The 20,317-nt window shown below is 72.7% G+C and carries 19 protein-coding genes; 11 read left to right on the plus strand and 8 right to left on the minus strand.

Translation table 11 applies throughout. The annotated features are described in order from the left end of the window. Positions 1-3 precede the first annotated feature (3 nt). From ACX9MN_RS01430 to ACX9MN_RS01440, 3 genes are all read left to right on the plus strand, one after another. On the plus strand, positions 4-687 hold the full coding sequence (locus ACX9MN_RS01430) for a DUF1214 domain-containing protein (protein ID WP_132366850.1): 684 nt from the start codon (positions 4-6) through the stop codon (positions 685-687). Continuing rightward, the gene (locus ACX9MN_RS01435) at positions 675-1,334 is read left to right on the plus strand and encodes a DUF1254 domain-containing protein (RefSeq protein ID WP_489723564.1); all 660 of its coding nucleotides are present in this window, start codon (positions 675-677) and stop codon (positions 1,332-1,334) included. The genes ACX9MN_RS01430 and ACX9MN_RS01435 overlap by 13 nt, the downstream gene beginning before the upstream one ends. 97 nt (positions 1,335-1,431) lie before the next feature. Beyond that, positions 1,432-2,397, plus strand: coding sequence for a PLP-dependent cysteine synthase family protein (locus ACX9MN_RS01440; protein WP_056525569.1), 966 nt, complete (start codon positions 1,432-1,434; stop codon positions 2,395-2,397). 67 nt (positions 2,398-2,464) lie between these two features. On the opposite strand, the gene ACX9MN_RS01445 is transcribed toward ACX9MN_RS01440, so the two are convergent. Together ACX9MN_RS01445 and ACX9MN_RS01450 are read right to left on the minus strand one after the other, a co-directional pair. Further along, on the minus strand, positions 2,465-3,292 hold the full coding sequence (locus tag ACX9MN_RS01445; RefSeq protein ID WP_056525566.1) for a hypothetical protein: 828 nt from the start codon (positions 3,290-3,292) through the stop codon (positions 2,465-2,467). A 53-nt stretch (positions 3,293-3,345) separates the two neighbouring features. Next, the gene (locus tag ACX9MN_RS01450; protein WP_056525564.1) at positions 3,346-3,558 is read right to left on the minus strand and encodes a hypothetical protein; all 213 of its coding nucleotides are present in this window, start codon (positions 3,556-3,558) and stop codon (positions 3,346-3,348) included. 436 nt (positions 3,559-3,994) lie between these two features. Between ACX9MN_RS01450 and ACX9MN_RS01455 the strand changes: the two genes are divergently transcribed. Beyond that, positions 3,995-4,288: a hypothetical protein gene (locus ACX9MN_RS01455; protein WP_020093681.1), complete on the plus strand. Its 294-nt coding sequence runs from the start codon at positions 3,995-3,997 to the stop codon at positions 4,286-4,288. Between the two features lie 46 nt (positions 4,289-4,334). After that, the gene (gshB, locus tag ACX9MN_RS01460; RefSeq protein WP_056525561.1) at positions 4,335-5,291 is read left to right on the plus strand and encodes a glutathione synthase; all 957 of its coding nucleotides are present in this window, start codon (positions 4,335-4,337) and stop codon (positions 5,289-5,291) included. Between the two features lie 10 nt (positions 5,292-5,301). Here gshB and ACX9MN_RS01465 read toward each other — a convergent pair whose 3' ends face one another. After that, positions 5,302-6,837: a cation:proton antiporter gene (locus ACX9MN_RS01465; RefSeq protein WP_042674088.1), complete on the minus strand. Its 1,536-nt coding sequence runs from the start codon at positions 6,835-6,837 to the stop codon at positions 5,302-5,304. 57 nt (positions 6,838-6,894) lie between these two features. After that, positions 6,895-8,340 carry a carbohydrate porin gene (locus ACX9MN_RS01470; protein ID WP_331326284.1) on the minus strand — a complete coding sequence of 482 codons (1,446 nt, stop codon included), beginning with the start codon at positions 8,338-8,340 and terminating at the stop codon, positions 6,895-6,897. Positions 8,341-8,462: 122 nt separating this feature from the next. Between ACX9MN_RS01470 and ACX9MN_RS01475 the strand changes: the two genes are divergently transcribed. Beyond that, on the plus strand, positions 8,463-10,061 hold the full coding sequence (locus ACX9MN_RS01475; protein ID WP_489723565.1) for a gamma-glutamyltransferase family protein: 1,599 nt from the start codon (positions 8,463-8,465) through the stop codon (positions 10,059-10,061). Positions 10,062-10,217: 156 nt separating this feature from the next. Here the strand turns inward: ACX9MN_RS01475 and ACX9MN_RS01480 are convergent, their stop codons facing one another. The 3 genes from ACX9MN_RS01480 to ACX9MN_RS01490 all read right to left on the minus strand — a co-directional run bounded on the left by ACX9MN_RS01480 (position 10,218) and on the right by ACX9MN_RS01490 (position 12,973). Beyond that, positions 10,218-11,075 carry a class I SAM-dependent methyltransferase gene (locus ACX9MN_RS01480; RefSeq protein WP_489723566.1) on the minus strand — a complete coding sequence of 286 codons (858 nt, stop codon included), beginning with the start codon at positions 11,073-11,075 and terminating at the stop codon, positions 10,218-10,220. A gap of 11 nt (positions 11,076-11,086) precedes the next feature. Beyond that, positions 11,087-11,596 (minus strand): OsmC family protein, encoded by a 510-nt coding sequence (locus ACX9MN_RS01485; protein ID WP_020093675.1) that lies wholly within the window; start codon positions 11,594-11,596, stop codon positions 11,087-11,089. 258 nt (positions 11,597-11,854) lie between these two features. Then, complete coding sequence (locus ACX9MN_RS01490; RefSeq protein ID WP_489723567.1) at positions 11,855-12,973, minus strand: aminotransferase class I/II-fold pyridoxal phosphate-dependent enzyme; 1,119 nt, start codon at positions 12,971-12,973, stop codon at positions 11,855-11,857. Between the two features lie 90 nt (positions 12,974-13,063). Here ACX9MN_RS01490 and ACX9MN_RS01495 point away from each other — a divergent pair, with 90 nt between their 5' ends. The 3 genes from ACX9MN_RS01495 (at position 13,064) to ACX9MN_RS01505 (ending at position 15,561) form a co-directional block, all read left to right on the plus strand. Further along, entirely contained in the window at positions 13,064-14,329 is a 1,266-nt protein-coding gene (locus tag ACX9MN_RS01495; RefSeq protein WP_489723568.1) for an adenosylmethionine--8-amino-7-oxononanoate transaminase, read from the plus strand. A gap of 134 nt (positions 14,330-14,463) precedes the next feature. Beyond that, positions 14,464-14,853 carry a response regulator gene (locus ACX9MN_RS01500; protein ID WP_020093672.1) on the plus strand — a complete coding sequence of 130 codons (390 nt, stop codon included), beginning with the start codon at positions 14,464-14,466 and terminating at the stop codon, positions 14,851-14,853. Between the two features lie 135 nt (positions 14,854-14,988). Further along, complete coding sequence (locus ACX9MN_RS01505) at positions 14,989-15,561, plus strand: MarR family winged helix-turn-helix transcriptional regulator (RefSeq protein WP_020093671.1); 573 nt, start codon at positions 14,989-14,991, stop codon at positions 15,559-15,561. A 9-nt stretch (positions 15,562-15,570) separates the two neighbouring features. On the opposite strand, the gene zigA is transcribed toward ACX9MN_RS01505, so the two are convergent. Next, positions 15,571-16,791: a zinc metallochaperone GTPase ZigA gene (gene zigA / locus ACX9MN_RS01510; RefSeq protein ID WP_489723569.1), complete on the minus strand. Its 1,221-nt coding sequence runs from the start codon at positions 16,789-16,791 to the stop codon at positions 15,571-15,573. A 185-nt stretch (positions 16,792-16,976) separates the two neighbouring features. Here zigA and ACX9MN_RS01515 point away from each other — a divergent pair, with 185 nt between their 5' ends. Continuing rightward, on the plus strand, positions 16,977-19,121 hold the full coding sequence (locus tag ACX9MN_RS01515; RefSeq protein WP_170868143.1) for a TonB-dependent receptor: 2,145 nt from the start codon (positions 16,977-16,979) through the stop codon (positions 19,119-19,121). 205 nt (positions 19,122-19,326) lie between these two features. Beyond that, a complete protein-coding gene (locus ACX9MN_RS01520; protein ID WP_489723570.1) occupies positions 19,327-20,313 on the plus strand; it encodes a helix-turn-helix domain-containing protein in 987 nt (328 codons plus the stop codon). Positions 20,314-20,317 lie beyond the last annotated feature (4 nt).

Here is a 20,317-nt window from a genome sequence, read left to right on the forward strand (position 1 = left end):
CGCATGAAGCTCACGATCCCCGAGGCGCTCGGCCGGACCTCCGTGTTCGCCGGCGCCCCACGCAACGGCGCTGCGCGCTTCGTCCTGCGCCTCTGGCGCAAGAGCTCGATCGCCGGCCTCGCCGCCTACACCCTGGCGCTGGGCGCCGTCCTGGGACTCGCCAGCGCCGACTGGGCCACGAGCGGCGGCTACCCGTTCGGCGGCGTGCAGGTCGGAGCCTGGACCGCGTGGCCGCGGGCCGGCGCGGCGAATGCCGATCCCTACACCCGCGCCGTCAACGCGCGCCGCGGCGAGATCCCTCTGGCGGTCGGTGAGGGCCTGCTTCTGACCGCGGCGGTCGACGATTCCGGTCAGGCGCTCGACGCGACCTGCACGTACCGGATCGGCGGCGCGACGCCGCCCGCCCGCGCCTGGACCGTCACGGTCGCCGGGCGCGGCGCGCGCGAACCCGGCCGCGTGCCGCTGCGCGAGGGCTTCACCTCCACGGAAGTGCTGCGCACGGCCGACGGGCGCTTCACGATCACGCTCGCGCCGGATGTCCAGCCGGGCAACTGGCTCCCGAGCCCGCGGGCGAGCGGGCCGGTCCGCCTCGCCCTGCGCCTGTACGATACGCCGGTCGCCGCCAGCGTCGGGTCCCTCGACCGAAGTGCCGTGCCGGCCATCACCCGCGTGGGGTGCGCCCCGTGAGCCTGCGCTTCGTCTACGCCACGCTGATCGGCCTCGTGCTCGCCGGGATCGTCCACATCGCGGCGGTCCTGGCGATCCCCGCCCTGTCGGAGGCCGACGCGGTCTCGCGCGCCCGCACCAGCGAGAACCTGGACCATCCGCAATCGATCTACGCGGTCGCGACCGGCGACGACCCCTCCCCGCCCGAGGCGTGGCTGCCGATCCCGGATCCGGCGGTCGCCGTGGGCGTCTGCGCCTACAACCTCGCGGACGGGCCCATGCGCGTCTCGGCCCGCACCGGTCCGCTGTCGCTCTCGCTCGCCGCGCATGCCCGCCGCGGGGCGTTCTACGCGGTGACCGATCAGGCCGCGGTCCGCGGGGCCCTGGATCTCGTGATCCTGACCCGGGCGCAGTACGACGAGGCGCTGGCCGACGACGACGAGAACGATCCGAGCCGCGACGTGCGCATCGTCGCGCCCGACGCGCGCGGCTTCGTGGTGGTGCGGGTGATCGCCGGTCTCCCGAGCCAGAGGCCCGCCGCCAACGCCGCCGTCCAGGCCGTCTCCTGCACCACCGACACGCCGACGGGCGATGCGTCCGCGGGCAAAGACACGCCCGGCAAGGACGCTTCGGGCAAGGATGCGTCGGGCAAGGGAGCGGGACGCTGAGCGAGGACGCCGCACGGGTCCGCGGCGCCGGTCGGCCGGTGCTGAGCCCCCGCGGCCCCGCGTTCTCCCGGATGACGGCGCCGGCCCCGCCGACGCGATGACCGCAGCCGCCGCGACGATGCCGTCCTCGGCCGCCGGGATCACGCGATCCGCCCTCGATCTGATCGGCAACACGCCGCTCGTCGCCCTCGACCGCGTCCATCCCGGTCCGGGCCGCATCCTCGCGAAGGCCGAGTTCATGCAGCCCGGCGGCAGCGTCAAGGACCGCGCCGCCCGCGCCATCCTGCTGGCCGCGCGCGCGGACGGCCGCCTCGCCGCGGGGGCGCCCGTGGTGGAGATGACCAGCGGCAACATGGGGGCCGGCCTCGCGGTGGCCTGCGCGGCCCTGGGGCACCCGCTCGTGGTCACGATGTCGGCCGGGAACAGTCTCCAGCGCGTGCGGATGCTTGAGGCGCTCGGGGCCGAGGTCGTGCGGGTGCCGCAGGTGGACGGCGTCCCGGGGCAGGTCACCGGCGCCGACGTGCGGGCGGCCGCGGACGCGGCGGAGCGCGTCGCGACCGAGCGGGGCGGCTTCTACATCGACCAGTTCCATGCGCCGGAGGGCGTGCGCGCGCATCGCGACACGACCGGACCGGAGATCTGGGCGCAATCGTCCGGCCGGGTCGATGCCTGGGTGGCGGCCGTGGGCACGGGCGCGACCTTCCTCGGCGTGGCCGCGGCCCTGCGCGCGCGCAACCCGTCCGTGATCTGCGCCGCGGTCGAGCCGGCGGGCTGTCAGCCCCTCGGCGGATCGCCGGTCACGAAGCACCGGCACCTGATCCAGGGCACCGGCTACGGCAGCGTCCCGCCGCACTGGACGGCCGGCCTGATGGACTTGTCCATCCCGGTGACCGACGCGGCGGCCGAGGAGTGGCGGCGGGCCCTGGCGACGCGGGAGGGCCTGCACGTCGGCTACTCGGCGGCGGCCAACGTCGCCGCGACGGTCGCGCTGCTGTCGTCCGGGCGTCTCCCCCGCGACGCGACCGCCGTGACCGTCCTCTGCGACACCGGGCTGAAGTACTAGGGCCGGCGGAGTCCGGCCTCCGGCCATCCGCGCGGCACGGCCTTCATCCCGGGGCGGCCTTGAGCGCTCAGTATTTGACCACCAGCGGTTCCGCCTGCGCGGCCGGTGGGGGCGGCAGCGGAAGCGGCCCGAGGCCGCACCGGGCCGCGGCGTCCGGCGGCAGGAGCGGGTCGAGCAGGTTGCGGCGCGCGGCCAGCATCAGGATGGACCGCTCGGCCGAGACCGATTCCGGCGCCGGCGCGGCCGCGAACAGGTGCTCCAGCGCGAACCGGTAGCGGGCGAGCCGTAGGCCGGCCTCGAAGCGCACCCAGGCGATCAGGCAGCGGTTCTCGGCGACCCGCTGGACGGCATCCCGCACGGCGGCGTCGTCGAGGGTCTTGGCGAAGGGCAGGCTGCGCAGGCGAGCGGCATCCGCGTCGATGACGCGGGCGGCCAGCGCCACGAAGAGCGGGATCAGCCGCGCGTCGGCGGTCGCGTCGTCGCTGAGCTTCCGGTAGCGGGAGACTGGGGAGCGGGACGGCTCCTCCGTCAGGGCCTCGTAATAGGCGCCGACTTCCTCGTAGCGCCACGTCGGCGGGAGCGCGTGGGCGCTGGCGAGGCCGAACACCGTGTCCTGGAAGGCCGTGAAGTTGCTGGCCGGCGCGACGAACCGCCACGCGCGGTCGCGCAGGGTCAGTTCGTCGTCGGTGAGGCCGGAATCGAGCAGGAGGCGCCCGCGATCCCGGGTGCTGAAGCTGCCCGTCGTGTCGATGAGCCCGTTCCAGACCCCCGTGCGCGGCCGGCCGAAATCGCCGCTCTGGGTGCAGGCCGCGAGCAGGGCGAGCGCGGCGCCGGCGGGGGCGAGGCGCAGCGCGGTGCGCGCGCGGTCGGGCTGCCGGCGATCCGGGGCTGACATGGGAGAACCGTCGGTGGTGTCGCGCGGCCGGGCTGACATGCGCGGGGACGTCCTCAGGACGCGAGGCGCTCGTAGCGCACGCCGAGGAACAGGAGGATCTCGCCGCGCCGCTCGCCGGAGCGCGGGATCCGGCAGGTCCGCCGCGACTCCGCGCCCGGGAACGGGATCAGGGTGGCGGACGGGGCCTGGGCGGCTCTGCGTGCCGGATCGGCGGCGGGCTTCGACGAACGGGCTTCGCCGGTCTCCAGCGGCTTGATGAGGGTCATGGTCTCCGGCTCCTGTCGGCGGTCCGAGCATCTGGCCCGGGCCCTTCGGAGGGCGTCGGCAAGGGCTACCGAAACAATCCAGCACGACGTGGTTAACGGAGTCTTTCCGGGCCCCGGCCGGGAATCGCGGTGCTGGCGGGAGTTGGCGCGTGAATTGCGTGGGTGTTCGCGCCCATGGCGGGCGTTTCCTCCCTTCGACTTGAGGCCCTGTCCGATCCGGACGGGGCCTTCTTATGTGCGGACGGCCCGCCGGGCGGCGGCGCTGTGCGACCCGCGCGCCACACCGCGGCGAAGCGTGGCCGCGACGTTGCCGCGCGGAACCCGTCGGGACCCTCGGCGCTTGCCTACCGCCCGGCCCGACCGATATGCCGGGCACGGGCGATGGCGGGACCGCCGTGTCGGCTCTCCGCCCGATCGAGATTGAGGACACCGCTGAATGCGACTGGTTCCGGAACGATCCCTGCGCGCCTTCCGCCGCCGCGGCTTGGCTACTGCGGCGCTGGCGCTGTTCGCGCTGACCGCCGGCCCCGCCTACGCCCAGCGGGAGGATCAGGGCCTGCAGCTCGGCTGCGCGAACGACTATTTCCGCCTATGCGCGGGCGTCGATCCGAACAGCCAGGACGCGGATCGCTGCATGATGCGCAACCGCAAGCGCCTGTCCCCGGAATGCCGGGCGGCGATCGGCGACTACGACAAGCGCACGGGCAGCAAGTCCCTGTCCGACGATTGAGACGGGACCCGGTCGAGTTGCCCGCCGTTGGCGAGGGGCGTTTGGTATGAGCCTGACCGTCGCGGTCCAGATGGACCCGATCCAGAACATCCGGATCGCGGGTGACACCACCTTCGCCCTGCTGCTGGAGGCCCAGCGGCGGGGGCACGCGCTCGTCTACTACACGCCCGACCGGCTCTCGATGCAGGGCCGGCGCGTGACGGCCCGCGTCGAGCGGCTGACCGTGCAGGACGTCGAGGGCGCGCACTTCACCCTGGGGCCGCCGGAGCGGATCGACCTCGCCGAGGCGGACGTGGTGCTGATGCGCCAGGACCCGCCCTTCGACATGGCCTACATCACGGCCACCCACATGCTCGAGCGGATCCATCCGGAGACCCTCGTGGTCAACGATCCCTTCGAGGTGCGCAACGCGCCCGAGAAGCTGTTCGTCCTCGACTTCCCCGAGCTGATGCCGCCGACGCTGATCAGCCGCGACAAGGCGGAGATCGAGGCCTTCCGGCTGGAGCACGGGACCGTGGCGATGAAGCCGCTGCACGGGCACGGCGGCGCGGCCGTGTTCAAGGTCACCGAGAAGGACCCGAATTTCGGCTCGATGTTCGACCTGTTCGCCACGACCTTCCGGGAGGCCTGGGTCGTGCAACGCTACCTCGACCGGGTCACCGAGGGCGACAAGCGCATCATCCTGGTCGACGGCGTCCCGATGGGGGCGGTCAACCGCGTGCCGGCCGCGAACGACATCCGCTCCAACATGGTGCGCGGCGGCGCCGCCTCCGCCTCCGAGCTCACCGACCGCGAGCGCGAGATCTGCGCCACGATCGGCCCGGAACTGGCGCGGCGGGGCCTGATCCTGGTGGGCATCGACGTGATCGACGGGCACCTCACCGAGATCAACGTCACCTCCCCCACCGGCATCCGGGCGATCCAGCGACTCGGGGGCCCCGACCTGTCGGTCGCGGTCTGGGACGCGATCGAGGCCCGGATCGCCGCGCGCAAGGGCGTCTGACGGGGCGCGCTCAGGTCTCCGCGCGCGGGGTCGCGCTGAGTTCGGCCCAGTCGAATTCCTCCTCCAGCAGGTAGTAGGCGTCGTCGCCGATCCGCCCCTGGCGGCGCAGGGCGAGCACCGCGTCGCGGGCGGCCTCGACGGCGCGCCGCCGCGCGGCATCCGCCGGCAGGCTCTCCGGCGCCAAGCCCTCGTCGTGCGCCTCGGCCTCCGCGAGGGCCGCGCGGAACTCGGCGCGCAGGGCGTCGGTCGCCGGCTCGTTCTCGGCGTCGGCGAGGCTCTCCAGGGCGGCCTCGTAGGCCGCCGCGCGGGCCCAACCGGTCTCCCGGCCCACCGGATCATCGTCCTCCAGCCGCAGACGGGCGAGCAGCGGCCGCAGGGTCAGGCCCTGGATAATCAGGGTGCCGAGCACCGTGACGAAGGCGGTGACCACCACGAGATCCCGGTGCGGGAACTCGGCGGGCAGCGCCAGGGCGGCCGCCACGGTGACGATCCCGCGCATGCCCGCCCACGACAGGGCGATCCCAGGGCCCAGCCGCGCCGGGGCGCCGGCCTGCCGAAGGCCGAACCCGCGGATCCCTGTGGTCGGCATCACCCAGGCGAGGCGGGTCAGGACCACGGTGGCGAAGGTCGCGCCCGCGAGGATCAGCGCCTGCCACGCGTCCGCGCCGCTCAACCGATCCCGGATCGGGTCGATCTGGATGCCGATCAGCACGAAGGCCAGGACGTTGAGCACGAACACTGCCGTGTCCCAGACCGCGTAGGAGATCACCCGGGCGCGGGGCGCGGTGACGCCGGGTGCCCGGCGGGCGACCGTCACCGCGAAGGTCACGATGGTCAGGACCCCCGACAGCTCCAGCCTCTCCGCGGCGAGCCAGATCCCGAAGGCGGCGACGAACTGGAGCACGATCGCGCTCGCCGGATCGGTCACGCGCCGGGTCACGGCCACGAACAGCAGGCCGAGGCAGGGGCCGACGACGAGGCTCGCGACCACGCCCAGGAGGAAGGCGGGCGCCACCTCCGCCGGGTGGAAGGTGCCGGCCATCGCGGCCGTCACGCCGAGCCGGTAGATCAGCAGCGAGGCCGCGTCGTTGAGCAGGCTCTCGCCGCGCAGGATCGTGGCGAGCCGGTGCGGCATCGGCGCGTGCTTGAGCACCGCCAGCGCCGCCACGGCGTCGGGCGGCGCGACCACGGCGCCGAGCACGATGCAGGCGGAGAGCGGCATGTCCGGCACGACGAGCCGCGCCACGACCGCGACCGCGACAGTCGTCACCGCCACGGCCCCGACCGCGAGCCCGAGCACCGCGCGCCAGTTCTCCTTCAGGTCCCGCACCGAGGCATCGAACCCGGCATCGAGCAGGACCGGGGCCAGGAACAGGGCGAGCGCCAGTTCGGGATCGAGCCGCAGGTTCGGGACGCCGGGCACGAAGGCGAGGCCGACGCCGCCCAGCGCCAGGAAGGCGGGATACGGCGCACCGAGCCGGCGCGCGACGCCGGCCAGGAGGACGGCGCCGAACAGGACGCCGACGACCCACTCGAAAATCAACATGCTGCTGAAAGAGGCGGAGGCCCGGGAGCGTTCCGGGTGCCGCGGTCGCAGGCCGGCTCAGTACTGCACGGTCGCGCGCAGGCCGAGCACCGCCGCGTTGCGCAGCCGGCGCCCGTCCGGACCGGCGACGCCGGCGCCCGGCCGGATGACGTACTGCGCGTCGGGCTGCACCGTGAAGCCCGGCACGACCACCGCCTGATAGGTCGCCTCGATCACCGCCTCGGCGCGGCGGCGCGGCATCGGCATCCCGGTGTAGAGGATCGTGTCCCGGTCGGCCCGCTGGGCGTCGTCGCCGATGCGGGCGTAGGCGAAGCTGAGGCCGACCGTGTCGTCGTCGCGCCCGTCGAGCAGGCCCTTGTAGGCGAGGCCGGTATCCACGTAGGCGTCGATCAGGCTGGAGCGGGTGGGCGACCACGCGGCGCGCACGAAGAAGCCCAGGCCCTCGTCGTCCTTGCCGGATTCCCGGTAGAGGGTCTGGTCGTAGATCGCGTAGAGGCCGGCATTGCCGCGCACCGGCCGGCCGATCCCGGTGGCGTTCGGGTCGGCCAGCGGCACGCCGGTGATGTCGAAGCGCAGGCTGTCGAACCGGCCGAAATGCTGCCAGCCGCCGAGGGTGATGTCCCCGGGCAATCCCCGGGCGCCGGGCGCGATGTTGTACGCGTAGGTGGCCTCGGCGATGACCAGGGCCGGATCGCGCAGGCGGAAATTCGTGCCCGTCCGGTCGAGGCGCTGCGCCTCCGGATCCCGACCGGGGCGGTTCGCGCCGGCCGGATCGCCGTCGTAGAGGCCGACCTGCAGGGAGAAGCCGTTGCCCGGCACGTACTTGGCCCGGATCGCCGGCGCCGCGAGCGGGTAGGCCGGGCCGCCGCTCGGCAGGTCGAGCCCGGTGATGGCCGGCCAGCCGAAGGTCGAGTTCACGAACAGGGTCGCGGTCTGGCTGACGAAGAACTCGGTATCGGCGGCCTGCTGGCCGATACGGATCCCGAGCTTTCCGTCCATCAGGCTCTGGTCGAGCCAGAGAACGTAGAGCCGCGTCGACGGCAGCGCCTCGATGACACTCGTCGTGAGCAGGTTGCCGACATAGTAGCGCGACAGGCCGGTGCCGTGGATGAAGTAGGCGTTGGCGTGGACCGTCGCGCCCTGCCAGCCCGCGAGCCGGTCGAGGTCGAGGTTGAGGCGCAGGTTGAGGCGGTCCTCGACGATCGCGCCCTGCCGCAGGCCGCCGACCGGGTTGCCGAGCACGTCGACGATGTAGGTCAGGCTGTACTCGATGCCCCGCTCCTTCAGGACCGGGCGGATCCCCAGCGGATCGCCGAGCGGGCCGAGCGAGGGTTCGACCGAGCGGACGTAGCCGCCGGAGGCCTGGCTGGTGGTCTCCGGCTGGGAGACCGAGACGCGCGGATCGGCGCCCGCGCCCTCGAAGACCGAGGGCACGTGCTGCTGGGCCGCGGCGGGCACGGCCGAGAGGGCCAGGGCAAACGAGGCTATGAGCTTCCGGACCATGGGCCGCTTGTCGGCGACAGTACGGGCCGCAGAATAGCACGGCGTGCTGGTCGAACACGCTCGACCTTTGCAGGAGCCGCGCGCTCGCCTAACCCTGCGGCCGGTACACCACAGGACCGTCGATGCCCGAGACCCCCGTCTTCACGTCCGCCGCCGTCGCCGCGCCCCACAGCCTCGCCGCCCAGGCGGGGCAGACTGTCCTGGCGCAGGGCGGCAACGCCATCGAGGCGATGGTGGCGATGGCCGCCTCCATCGCGGTGGTCTACCCGCACATGAACGGCATCGGCGGCGACGGCTTCTGGCTGGTGCGCGAGCGCGGCGGGCGGGTGCGCGGCATCGAGGCCTGCGGTCCGGCCGGGCGCCTCGCCACGATCCCGCGCTACCGCGAGAAGGGCTATGACGCGATCCCCGCCCGCGGCCCCGACGCGATGGTGACGGTCGCCGGCGCGGTGGGCGGTTGGCGCCTCGCCCTGGAGTTGGCGCGGGCGCTGGGCGGCCGCCTCCCGCTGGAGACCCTGCTGGCCGACGCGATCGCGCAGGCGCGGGCCGGCGTCCCGGTCTCCCCGTCGGAGGCGCGCTACGTGCCCCAGGAACTCGACACCCTCCACGACGCCCCGAACTTCGCGCGGACGTTCCTGAAGGACGGCAAGCCGTTCCCGGCCGGCGAGACCCGGAGCCTCCCGCTGCTCGCCGCCACCCTGGAGCAGCTCGCCCATGCGGGCCTCGGCGACTTCTACCGCGGCGATATCGGCCGGGAGATCGCCGCCGACCTGGAGCGCCTCGGCGCGCCGGTCACCCGGGCGGATCTGGAATCCTTCGCGGCGGTCGAGCGGGCGCCCCTGTCGATCCGCCGCCGCGACGCGACGCTCTACAACTTCCCGCCGCCGACCCAGGGGCTCTCGGCGCTCCTGATCCTCGGGATCTTCGACCGTCTCAACATCGCCGAGCCCGAGACCACGGCCCATTACCACGGGCTGATCGAGGCGACGAAGCGGGCCTTCGCGATCCGCGACCGGGTGGTCACCGATTTCGCCCGCCTGCGGCACGATCCCGCCGCGTTCCTGTCCCCGGACCGGCTCGCCCGCGAGGCCGCGCTCGTCGACATGGGCCGCGCCGCCCGGGTGCCCCTGCCCGATCCCGGTCACGGCGACACGGTCTGGATGGGCGCCATCGACAAGGACGGCCTCGCCGTCTCCTACATCCAGTCGGTCTACTGGGAGTACGGCTCCGGCACGGTTCTGCCCGCCACCGGCATCTGCTGGCAGAACCGGGGCATGTCGTTCTCCCTCGACCCGAAGGCCGTGAATCCCCTGGAGCCGGGCCGGCGCCCCTTCCACACGCTGATCCCGGCGCTCGCCGCCTTCGACGACGGGCGGGTGATGAGCTACGGCAGCATGGGCGGCGACGGGCAGCCGCAGTTCCAGGCCCAGATCTTCACCCGCTACGCCGATTACGGGAGGTCGGTGGCGGACGCGGTCGACGCGCCGCGCCTGCTCTACGGGCGCACCTGGGGCGCGCCCTCCCTCAGCGTGAAGGTGGAGGATCGGTTCGATCCGGCCTGCATCGCGGCCCTCGGCCGACTCGGCCACGAGATCGAGGAACTCGGCGGCTCCTACATCGACTCGCTCGGCCATGCCGGCATGCTGGTCCGCCATCCCCGGAACGGGCGGATCGAGGCGACCCACGACCCGCGCTCGGACGGCGGCGCGCTGGGTCTCTGAGACCGTTTCCGATCGGCCCTTCGACGGCCGTCGCGCCCTTCGTCATCACGCGCGCAGCGCAGTGACCCAGGGCATCGGGACGCCCCGGATCGTCGCGCGGGCTGGATCGCTTCGCTCCGCTCGCGAAGACGGTGAGAGCGAGCAGCGGCGCGGAACCTATCCCGCCTGGACGAGCCAGCAGGCGGCGCGCAGGCGCACGGCGCCGCCCGCCGCGTGCCGCCGGAGGGCCTCCGCCACGGCCGCCTCGGCGCGCGCCCGGAGATCCGGCGCGGCCTCGCGGACGAGATGGGAGCTCGGCCCGAGGTTCAGGGCGACGTGGGTGGCCGCCGCGACCGCCGCCGCGTCGGTCTCGCCCTGCCCGAGGACGATGTCCCGGTCGAGGGCATCGCAGGTGACGGCGTCGAACCCGGCGCTGCGCAGGAGCGCGACGAGCGGGTCGGCGTCGGCGAAGCGGAACGGACCCGGCGTGTCGGGCTGCGGCGGCGGCGGCACCTCCGGCAGGAGCGGCAGCACCGCGTCGCGCGGCACGCCGACCCACAGGTTCTCGGCGAGGGGCCGCCAGCACAGGAAGGTCATCCGGCCGCCCGGTCGGAGCATCCGGCGCACGTTGGCGAAGGCGCGGGCGGAATCCGCGAAGAACATCACGCCGAACCGCGACACGACGTGGTCGAACCGGCCGAGATCGGCCGTCTCGACATCGGCCTCGACGAACCGGAGCGACGCGCTCCCGGGGGGCTCCGCCTCGGCGCGCTCCCGCCCCACGGCGAGGAGCGGCGCCGAGATGTCGGCGCCCGCCACGCTCCCGGCGGGCCCGACCCGGCGCGCGGCCTCCAGGGTCGTGGCGCCCGCGCCGCAGCCGATGTCGAGTACCGTCTCGCCCGGGGCGAGCCCCGCGCGGACGAAGAGCGCCTCCGTCAGCGGGACGAACATCGCGTCGAGGACGGCCTGATTGCGCGCCCAGCGCGTCCCGACCTCGCCGTTCCAGTACTCGGCCTGGGTGATGCCGCCCGCCATGGTGCGCTCCGTCAGGCGGTCGTCGCGGCGACCGACAGTTCCGGCTTGTGGTTGAGGGTCTGGAACACGACGCAGTAGCGCTCGGTCAGCTTCAGGAGCTGCGCGAGCTTGTCCTCCGGCGCGTCGGTGTCGAGCTCGAAGAACAGGCGGATGTTGCGGAAGCCCACCGGCGCCTCCTTGTCGACCCCGAGGGTGCCGCGGAAATCGAGGTCGCCCTCGGCGCTGACCGTGCCGGCGCGCAGCGGGATCTCCAGGGCGGTCGCCACCGCCTTGAGCGTCACGCCCGCGCAGGCGACCAGCGCCTCCAGCAGCATGTCGCCCGAGCACAGCTCCGCGCCCGAGCCGCCCGTGGCCGGATGCAGCCCGGCCTCCGCGATGGCGCGGCCCGTCTCGACCTTGCAGGCGATCTTGGTGTCGTCCAGCGTGCCCCTGGCCTTCAAGGTGATGACCGCCGCGTCCGGCGCGGTGCGGTACTTGTCCTTGATCGGAGCCTGGAGGGCTCGCAGCGCGGTGGCGTCCATGGCGTCGTCCTCTCGATGATGTCGCCCGACCTCGGGCGGCCGGATCGGGTTCTCGATGCGCGAAACGCCTTAGCAGGTTGTCGCGACGCCCTCACCGTCTTTGCGAGCGCAGCGAAGCAATCCAGCGTGGCGCCACGATCCCAGGGGTCGTGCCGCCCTGCCTAGCTTCGCTGCGCTCGCAGAGACGAACGGTGTCCGCAGCCGCTTGTTCGGCCCGCAGATATGAGAATCGGCGCGATCACCGAGAAGCGCCCGCGCTCAACCGATCAGGGCGGCCACGGCCTCCGCGAGGGCGTCGACCTGGGCCTCGTCGTGGGCGGCCGAGAAGGCGACCCGCAGCCGCGCGGTGCCGGCCGGCACGGTCGGCGGGCGGATCGCCACCACGAGGTAGCCCTGCGCCTCCAACGCCGCCGAGATGTCGAGCGCCGCGTGCGCCTCGCCGACCAGGACCGGCACGACCGCGCTCTCGGCCTCCGGCAGGCCCAGGCGGGCGGTGAAGCGCCGGGCGAGGGCGAGGGGACGGGCCCGGCGCTCGGGCTCCGCCTCCAAGATCGCCAGCGCCTCCAGGGCCGCGGCGGCCGAGGCCGGTGGCAGGCCGGTGGTGTAGACGAAGCTGCGGGCACGGCTCGTCATCAGGTCGATGACCGGGCGCGAGGCGCAGAGATAGCCGCCGTACGAGCCGAGCGCCTTCGACAGGGTGCCCATCTCCAGGGGCGCCCGCGGTCCCTCCTCGACCACACCGATGCCGTGGGCGTCGTCCACCAGCGTCCAGGCGTCGAAGGATTCGGCGATGCCCAGGATGTCGCCGAGGGGCGCCCGGTCGCCGTCCATGCTGAACACGCGCTCGGTCAGCACGAGGGCGCGCCCGTGGTGCGGCCGGTGCTCGGCGAGCCGCGCCGCGAGGTCGCCGGGATCGTTGTGGCGGAAGGTCAGGACCCGCGCGCCCGAGAGCCGCGCGCCCGCCCACATGCAGGCGTGGGACAGCTCGTCGAGCAGGACGAGGTCGCCCCGCCCGGCGAGCGCCGGGGTGATGCCGAGATTGGCGAGGTAGCCGCTGCCGAAGACCAGGGCGGCCTCCGTGCCCTTGTGGCGCGCGAGGCCGGCTTCCAGGGCGCCGAGATAGGGGTGGTCGCCGGTCACGAGCCGCGACCCGCCCGCCCCCGCGCCGTGGGACGCCACGGCCGCCTGAGCCGCTGCGATTACCCGCGGGTGGTGCGAGAGGCCGAGGTAATCGTTGCACGAGAAGGAGACGAGCGCCCGCCCCCGCCGCGCCGCCGCGGCGCCGGCGCCGCGCTCCGTCGGCACCAGCTTGCGGCGCAGGCTGCCGGCCTCGAGGGCGTCGAGTTTCCCGGTGGCGAAGGCGTCGAGGCTGTCCATGGAGACGGGGATGGGCGGTGCCGCGCGGACAATGTCAAGCGGCGGGTGCCGGTCCTTGACCCCCGTCCGAGGCCACATCATGCCAGGCGCATGACCCTCGCAACGCCCGCAGGCCATCTCTGGCGGCCCTACACGCAGATGCGCCGCGCGGCGCCGCCCCTGGAGGCGGTCGCGACCCAGGGCACCCGCATCCGCCTCGCCGACGGGCGCGAGCTCGTGGACGGCATCGCCTCCTGGTGGACCGCGGTGCACGGCTACAATCACCCGCACATAGCGGGCGCGGTGGCCGACCAGCTCGCGCGCATGCCCCACGTGATGTTCGGCGGCCTCACCCACGCGCCGGCGGAGGCCCTGGCCCGGCGGCTCGCCGCCCTGCTGCCGGGCGATCTCGACCACGTCTTCCTCAGCGATTCGGGCTCGGTCGCCGTGGAGGTCGCGCTCAAGATGGCGGCGCAGATGTGGATCAACCGCGGCGTCACCGGGCGGACGAAGGTCCTCGCGTTCCGCGGCGGTTACCACGGCGACACGATGGGGGCGATGTCGGTCTGCGACCCCGAGGAGGGCATGCACCGCCGCTTCGGTGCCTACCTGCCGAGCCAGATCTTCTGCGACCTGCCGCGGAGCGCCGCCGAGACCGCGGCGCTCGACGCGGCCCTGGCGGCCCATCGCGACACCCTGGCGGCGGTGATCGTCGAGCCGCTGGTGCAGGGGGCCGGCGGGATGCGGACGCACCCGCCGGAGGTGCTGGCGACGGTCGCCGGGCTGGCGCGCCGCCACGGGCTGCCGCTCATCGCCGACGAGATCTTCACCGGCTTCGGGCGCACAGGCAGCCTGTTCGCCTGCGAGCAGGCGGGGATCGTGCCCGACATCCTGTGCCTGTCGAAGGCGCTCACGGGCGGCACGATGGCGCTCGCCGCCACGGTCGCCCGCACGGAGGTGTTCGCGGCGTTCTGGTCCGAGGATCCGGCGGCGGCGCTGATGCACGGCCCGACCTTCATGGCCAACCCCCTCGCCTGCGCGGCGGCCAATGCCAGCCTCGACCTGTTCGAGACCGAGCCGCGCCTGAGCCAGGCCCGCGCCGTCGCGGAGCGCCTCGCCGCGGGGCTGGAGCCGCTGCGGCGTGTGCCCGGCGTGGCCGATGTCCGGGTCCTCGGGGCCATCGGCGCGGTCCAGTTCGCGCGGGCGCCCGATCTGGCCGTCCTGAAGGCAGAACTGCTCGCCCGCGGCGTCTGGGTGCGGCCCTTCGGCGACATCGTCTACCTCACCCCCGCGCTCACGATCGGCGCGGCGGATCTCGACCGGCTCGTCGAGGCCGTCGCCGGGGTGGTGACCGAGCTGGCGCCGGCATCGACATGAGGGCCGCGCGTTCCACTTTCCCGTGACGAGCCCCCGTGCCGGCCTGCAACCCGGGACCGTTTCTGCCGTTGGGCCTACGGCTGGAGATGCGTGCGGCGGCCCGCGCGGCCGGGTGCTGCCGAAGGGAGTACACAGTGGCGAGCGAGCAGACGGGTTCGAGCGGCGATCGGCCGGTAATCCTCCTCGTCGAGGACGAGGCGCTGACGATCATGGACCTCGGGGACGTGCTGGAGGAAGGCGGCTACGACACCGTCCAGTGCGCCTCGGCCGAGCGGGCGCTCAGCATCCTGCAGGCGCGCCCGGACATCTGCGGGCTGGTCACGGACGTGCAGCTCTCGGGCAAGACCGACGGTTTCGACCTCGCGAGCTCCGTGGCCGAGGCGCGGCCGCAACTGCCGATCCTGATCGTGTCCGGGCGCGCGGCCCCGGACCCGGCCCGCATGCCCGAGCATGCCGAGTTCATCGCCCGTCCCTGCACCGGCGAGGACATCCTGGACCGTCTCCAGCGTCTCATGCACTGCTGAGCGGGCCTCCGCGCCAGCCCCGTCATCGCACCGTCACCAGTCGGCGCCACAGGGACCTGGGCGGCCGCTTGATGGGGGTGGACGGTGCAGATTCAGGATCGTCCGGCGGCCGCCGGCTCTAATTCGGGCGCTCCGGTGGGCGACAAGCAGAAGCGCGATCATCAGGACGAGGCCGCGGTGCTCGGACTCCCGTCCAAGAAGCTGAGGCCGCCCGGCGTGCGCAGCGTCGGCTGGGCGCTGGTGCAGGCGGCGCGCCTGCACCGGGCACGGACCGGCGATCGTCTGGCGAAGCTCGGACTGTTCGCCGGCCAGGAGCAGGTGGTGCAGGCGCTCGCCGCGGCCGGCACGATGACGATGGGCGATCTCGCCGCCCTGCTGCGCGTCCGGCCGCCCACCGCCTCCAAGACCGTCACGCGGCTCGCGGCCCTCGGCATCGTCGAGCGCCGGGCCGAATCGGGCGACGGCCGCGTTGTGCGGGTCCAGCTCACGGAGACCGGCAGGGCCAAGGCCGAGGCCATCGAGCGGATCCAGGAGGAGGTCGAGGCCGAGTTGCTCGACCACCTCGACAAGACCGACCGCCGCCGCCTCCGGAAGCTCCTGCGCAAGGCGGCCCGCGGCCTCGCGGAGGCGGCCGGCGCATCCGGTCAGACGACCGAGGCGGATGCCGAGATCGAGGCCGAAGACGAGGCGGAGGCGCTGGCCACCTGACCGTCGCCCTCAGGCTGCGCGGCGCCAGGCCGGGAACGGGTCCGGCAGGCCGCGATAGGGCGCGGGATCGAACGGCGCCCGGTCCGCGCCGGTCTCGATCAGGCAGGCGTCCAGCGCTGCCGTGAGCGCCGCGGCGTCCATGCCGGTGCCGATGAAGACCAGCTCCTGGCGCCGGTCGCCCCAGACCTCGCTCCAGACGTCCCGGAGCCGCGCCTGAAACTCGGGCGCCTCCGGCCAGCGCCGCCGCGGCACGGCCGACCACCAGAATCCCATCGCCGAGACCCGGGCCACGGCGCCCGCCAGGGAGAACTCGCCGACCCAGTCCGGCCGGGTCGCGAGCCAGAAGTGGCCCTTCGCGCGGATCAGGCCCGGCCACGTAGCGTTGACGAAGGCGTTGAAGCGCTCCGGGTCGAAGGGCCGCCGGGCCCGGTAGACGAAGGAGGCGATGCCGTACTCCTCGGTCTCCGGCACGTGCGCGTGGGCGCCGTAGAGTTCCTTGAACCAGAGCGGGTGCTGCTGCGCCTTCTCCTCGTCGAAGAGGCCGGTGTCGAGGATCTCGGCGAGCGGCGCGCGCCCGTGATCGGTCTCGAGGATGCGGGCATCGGCGTTCAGGCCGCGCACGACGGAGCGCACCAGCGCGAGGTGCTCGGCCGGCACGTCGCGCACCTTGTTGATCACCACCACGTCGGCGAACTCGATCTGCTCCACGAGCAGGTCCACGAGCGTGCGCGTGTCCTCGGCGCCCGCTGTCTCGCCGCGCTCGCGCAGGAAGGCGGCCGAGCCGTAATCCTTCAGCAGATTCACCGCGTCGACCACGGTCACCATCGTGTCGAGCCGGGCGAGATCCGAGAGCGACCGGCCGGCCTCGTCGCGGAACGAGAAGGTCGAGGCGACCGGCAGCGGCTCGGCGATGCCGGTTCCCTCGATCAGCAGGTAGTCGAACCGCCCCGTCTCCGACAGCCGCCGGACCTCGGCGAGCAGGTCATCGCGCAGGGTGCAGCAGATGCAGCCGTTGGTCATCTCGACCAGGGTCTCGTCGGTCCGGGACAGGTCGGCGCCCCCGGCGCGGACCAGATCGGCGTCGATGTTCACCTCGCTCATGTCGTTCACGATGACCGCGACGCGGCGGCCGTCGCGATTGGTGAGCACGTGATTGAGAAGTGTCGTCTTCCCGGCCCCGAGGAAGCCGGACAGGACGGTGACGGGAAGGCGGGTGTCGCGCTGAGTCATGACGCGATCAAAATGTTATAACGTTTCAAAGTCAACCGGCGTCTTGAGCTTGTGCGGGCGCGCCGCCCGGATCGCTGTTGCAACGATGTAACGTTTCTCGGCCGTGTCCGACACCGGCGGGATTAACGCTTGCACCGGACCGAGGCACCGCAACAATGAAACGATATAACACTCTGTGAGTCTCGATGCTTCCCTCGCGCCGCTTCGGCTTCCTCGCCAGCACGGTCCTGTCCTCGACCGTCTGCGCCGGCCTCCTCACGCCCTCCGCCGCGCGGGCGCAGCAGGCCGTCGCCCTCGACGAGATCAGCGTCACCAGCCCGAGCCCGATCCAGCCGTCGCGCGGCGCGGTCGCGGCGGACGCGGCGGTGCCGATCGGCGTCCTGCCGGTGGCGACCAACACGTTCTCACCGGTGACGGTGGTGACCCAGGACCAGATCGCGCGCGACCAGCCCCGGACCCTGGGCGACGCCCTGTTCGACCGTCCGGGCATCTCGGGCACGACCTACGCGCCGGGTGCGGCCTCGCGACCGATCATCCGCGGCCTCGACAATGCCCGGGTGCGGATCCAGGAGAACGGCATCGTCAACGGCGGCGTGTCCGACCTCGGCGAGGATCACGCCGTGCCGGTGAACCCGCTGGTCTCCGACCGGATCGAGGTGATCCGCGGTCCCGCGACCCTGCGCTACGGCTCGGGGGCCATCGGCGGCGTCGTCTCGGCCGACAACAACCGGGTCCCGACCTTCATCCCGGCGAACGGGGTGCAGGGGCAGGTCACCAGCGGCTTCTCCAGCGTGGATAACGGCCGGCTCGGGGCCGCCACGGTGGACGCCGGCGGCGACGGCATCGCGGTCCACGCCGACGGCTTCAAGACCGCCAACGACAGCTACGCGATCCCCGGCGGGATCCAGCGCAATTCGTACAACGAGTCGCAGGGCGGCGCGGTCGGCATCTCGGCGATCGGCGACCGCGGCTTCGTGGGCATCTCCTTCAGCCACTACGACGCGGTCTACGCGATCCCCGGCGGCGTTGCCGAGCAGGACCGGACCCGCCTGACCCCGAACCAGGACCGGGTCCTGTCGCGGGGCGAGTACCGTCCGCTCGACGGGCCCTTCGAGGTGATCCGCTACTGGGCGGGCTACTCGGTCTACCGCCACAACGAGGTCGGGATCGGCGACGACGGGATCGAGGGCGTCCAGGCGATCTTCAAGAACCGCGAGGCCGAGGGACGCCTGGAACTTCAGCACGTCCCGGTCATCACCGAGTTCGGCAGGCTCACCGGCGCTCTGGGCTTCCAGTCGGACCGGCGCGTGATCAACACACAACTCGAATCGTTCCTGCCGAAGACGGAGTCGCGCGCGAACGCGGTCTACCTCTTCGAGGAGCTGGAACTGCGCCCGGGCACGCGGCTGCAGGCCGCCGGGCGCTACGAGGTTGACCGGCTGTCGAGCACGGCGGCCCAGTTCCCCGCCGACTACGTGCCGGTCGACGGCCAGGAGCCGTTCCAGTACGCCCGGACCCGGCGCTTCGCCCCGAAGAGCGCCAGCATCGGCGCCCTGCAGGACCTGCCCTACGGCTTCGTGGCGAGCCTCACCGGCTCCTACGTCGAGCGCGGGCCCACGGGCTACGAGCTGTTCTCGCAGGGCCCGCACGACGCCACCGCGACCTTCGAGATCGGCAACCCGAACCTCAAGAAGGAGCGAGCCCGGACCGTCGAGGCCAGCATCCGGCGGGCCGAGGGGCCCTTCCGTCTGGACGCCACCGGCTACTTCACCCGCTACACCGGCTTCATCTACCGGAACTACACGGGTCTGACCTGCGACGACGATTTCGCCTCCTGCGGCGTCGGCACCGACAACCGGCAGATCGTCTACCAGCAGCAGAACGCGACCTTCTACGGCGCCGAGATCATCGGCCAGTACGACCTCGTGCCGGTGGGCAACGGCTTCGCCGGCGTCGAGGCGCAGTTCGACTTCGTCCGCGCCCAGTTCGACAACGGCGCGAACGTGCCGCGCATCCCGCCCTACCGGCTCGGCGGCGGCGTCTACCTGCGGGCCGACGGGTGGTTCGCGCGGGTGAACCTGCTCCACGCCTTCAGCCACGACGCCACGGCCGTGTACGAGACGCCGACCCCCGGCTACGACGACCTGCGCGCCGAACTGAGCTACACCAAGGCCGTCGATCCTGCGGTCTACGGGGCGAGCGCGATCACCCTCGGCCTCCAGGGCCGCAACCTCCTGAACGACGATATCCGCAACTCGACCTCGTTCAAGAAGGACGAGATCCTGCTGCCGGGGCGGAACGTGCGGCTGTTCCTGACGGCGCGGTTCTAGGGTCGGACATCAGGCCGCGGAATCGTGATGATGCTCGAGAGGGATGGATCGTCGCCGGTCCGCTTCCGGACGGCGCTGTTTGGCCGGGCGCCGCTGCTCCGCCCCTCGTCCCCCGTCTCCCTGTTGTGAAGGTAGATTATATACAATAAACGCCGGGGTTCCCGATCTTCGCCACCGGGTGGCGACAGGGGTGCCCAGGCGGCGGATGCAACCGTTTTTCTCGACAGATGGGATTCATCCCAGAAACGCGGTCCGCCAATGGCGGGAACTGGTCTGCGAGCGGCTCGTGCCTGCCGAGATCGAGACGCCGGACGGTCTCCCATTCCAGGGACGGCTGGACGTGACGTGTATCGGCGCGATGCCGATCTCGCATTTCTGGCACACAACCGTGCGGACCAGAATCACGGACGCCGAAGCGCGACGCCGCGGGAACCCCGATCGGGTTTTCGTGCTCCTGAAGCTGTCCGGACGGGATACAATCCAGCAGCTTGACCGGGAGGCGAAGACCAAGCCGGGCGACCTCATCTTGCTCGACTCGAGTTCATCCGTGATGGAGGCGGAGACCGGCGACTCCTTGGTCATCGATCTGCCGCGCCAGCGTTTCGAGACCGTTCTGGGCCCGTCCCGGCTCTACACCGCGCTCACGGCCGCAGCGGACCTCGCCTCGACGACCCTGACGGGCTCGTACCTTCAGGAACTCGTCCGGGTCAGCGATCGCCTCACCCCTGACGCGGCCGAGCGCATGGCATCGATCGGCGTCGACCTGATCGTGGCGAGCCTCGCCGAACGGATGGCGCAGGAGGTACCCCGTTCCGTCCACGGCAACGTCACGGTTCAGCGCGCCAAGGCCTATGTCGAGGCGAACCTGAGCGATCCGAACCTGGACCCGCCCCGGCTCGCCGCCGCGATGGGCGTGTCGTTGCGGCGGCTGCAGGAGCTGTTTCATGAGCGCGGCCGGCACATCTCCGACTACATCTGGGGACGCCGACTGGAGGTGGCAGCCAAGCGCCTGACCGACCCGGCCTGCGCCACCCTGTCGATCGGCCTGTTGGCTTATGGCTGTGGCTTCAGCAGCCAGGCGCATTTCGCGCGCCGCTTCAAGGATCGCTACGACGTGAGCCCCCGTGAATACCGACAGGCGCACAGGCCGGACGTGGAGGTATTTGCGTCCGCCTCCGGTCTGTCGTCCTGATGCG

The sequence above is a fragment of the Methylobacterium sp. 1A genome (assembly GCF_058072805.1).

Coding starts and splice junctions, on each gene's coding strand:
- ACX9MN_RS01450 (WP_056525564.1), bottom strand. CDS start 3,558: ATGACCCTCATCAAGCCGCTGGAGACCGGCGAAGCCCGTTCGTCGAAG.
- ACX9MN_RS01445 (WP_056525566.1), bottom strand. CDS start 3,292: ATGTCAGCCCCGGATCGCCGGCAGCCCGACCGCGCGCGCACCGCGCTG.
- ACX9MN_RS01490 (WP_489723567.1), bottom strand. CDS start 12,973: ATGGACAGCCTCGACGCCTTCGCCACCGGGAAACTCGACGCCCTCGAG.
- ACX9MN_RS01480 (WP_489723566.1), bottom strand. CDS start 11,075: ATGGCGGGCGGCATCACCCAGGCCGAGTACTGGAACGGCGAGGTCGGG.
- ACX9MN_RS01475 (WP_489723565.1), top strand. CDS start 8,463: ATGCCCGAGACCCCCGTCTTCACGTCCGCCGCCGTCGCCGCGCCCCAC.
- ACX9MN_RS01430 (WP_132366850.1), top strand. CDS start 4: ATGAAGCTCACGATCCCCGAGGCGCTCGGCCGGACCTCCGTGTTCGCC.
- zigA (WP_489723569.1), bottom strand. CDS start 16,791: ATGACTCAGCGCGACACCCGCCTTCCCGTCACCGTCCTGTCCGGCTTC.
- ACX9MN_RS01455 (WP_020093681.1), top strand. CDS start 3,995: ATGCGACTGGTTCCGGAACGATCCCTGCGCGCCTTCCGCCGCCGCGGC.
- ACX9MN_RS01495 (WP_489723568.1), top strand. CDS start 13,064: ATGACCCTCGCAACGCCCGCAGGCCATCTCTGGCGGCCCTACACGCAG.
- ACX9MN_RS01515 (WP_170868143.1), top strand. CDS start 16,977: ATGCTTCCCTCGCGCCGCTTCGGCTTCCTCGCCAGCACGGTCCTGTCC.
- ACX9MN_RS01470 (WP_331326284.1), bottom strand. CDS start 8,340: ATGGTCCGGAAGCTCATAGCCTCGTTTGCCCTGGCCCTCTCGGCCGTG.
- ACX9MN_RS01440 (WP_056525569.1), top strand. CDS start 1,432: ATGACCGCAGCCGCCGCGACGATGCCGTCCTCGGCCGCCGGGATCACG.
- gshB (WP_056525561.1), top strand. CDS start 4,335: ATGAGCCTGACCGTCGCGGTCCAGATGGACCCGATCCAGAACATCCGG.
- ACX9MN_RS01485 (WP_020093675.1), bottom strand. CDS start 11,596: ATGGACGCCACCGCGCTGCGAGCCCTCCAGGCTCCGATCAAGGACAAG.
- ACX9MN_RS01520 (WP_489723570.1), top strand. CDS start 19,327: ATGCAACCGTTTTTCTCGACAGATGGGATTCATCCCAGAAACGCGGTC.
- ACX9MN_RS01465 (WP_042674088.1), bottom strand. CDS start 6,837: ATGTTGATTTTCGAGTGGGTCGTCGGCGTCCTGTTCGGCGCCGTCCTC.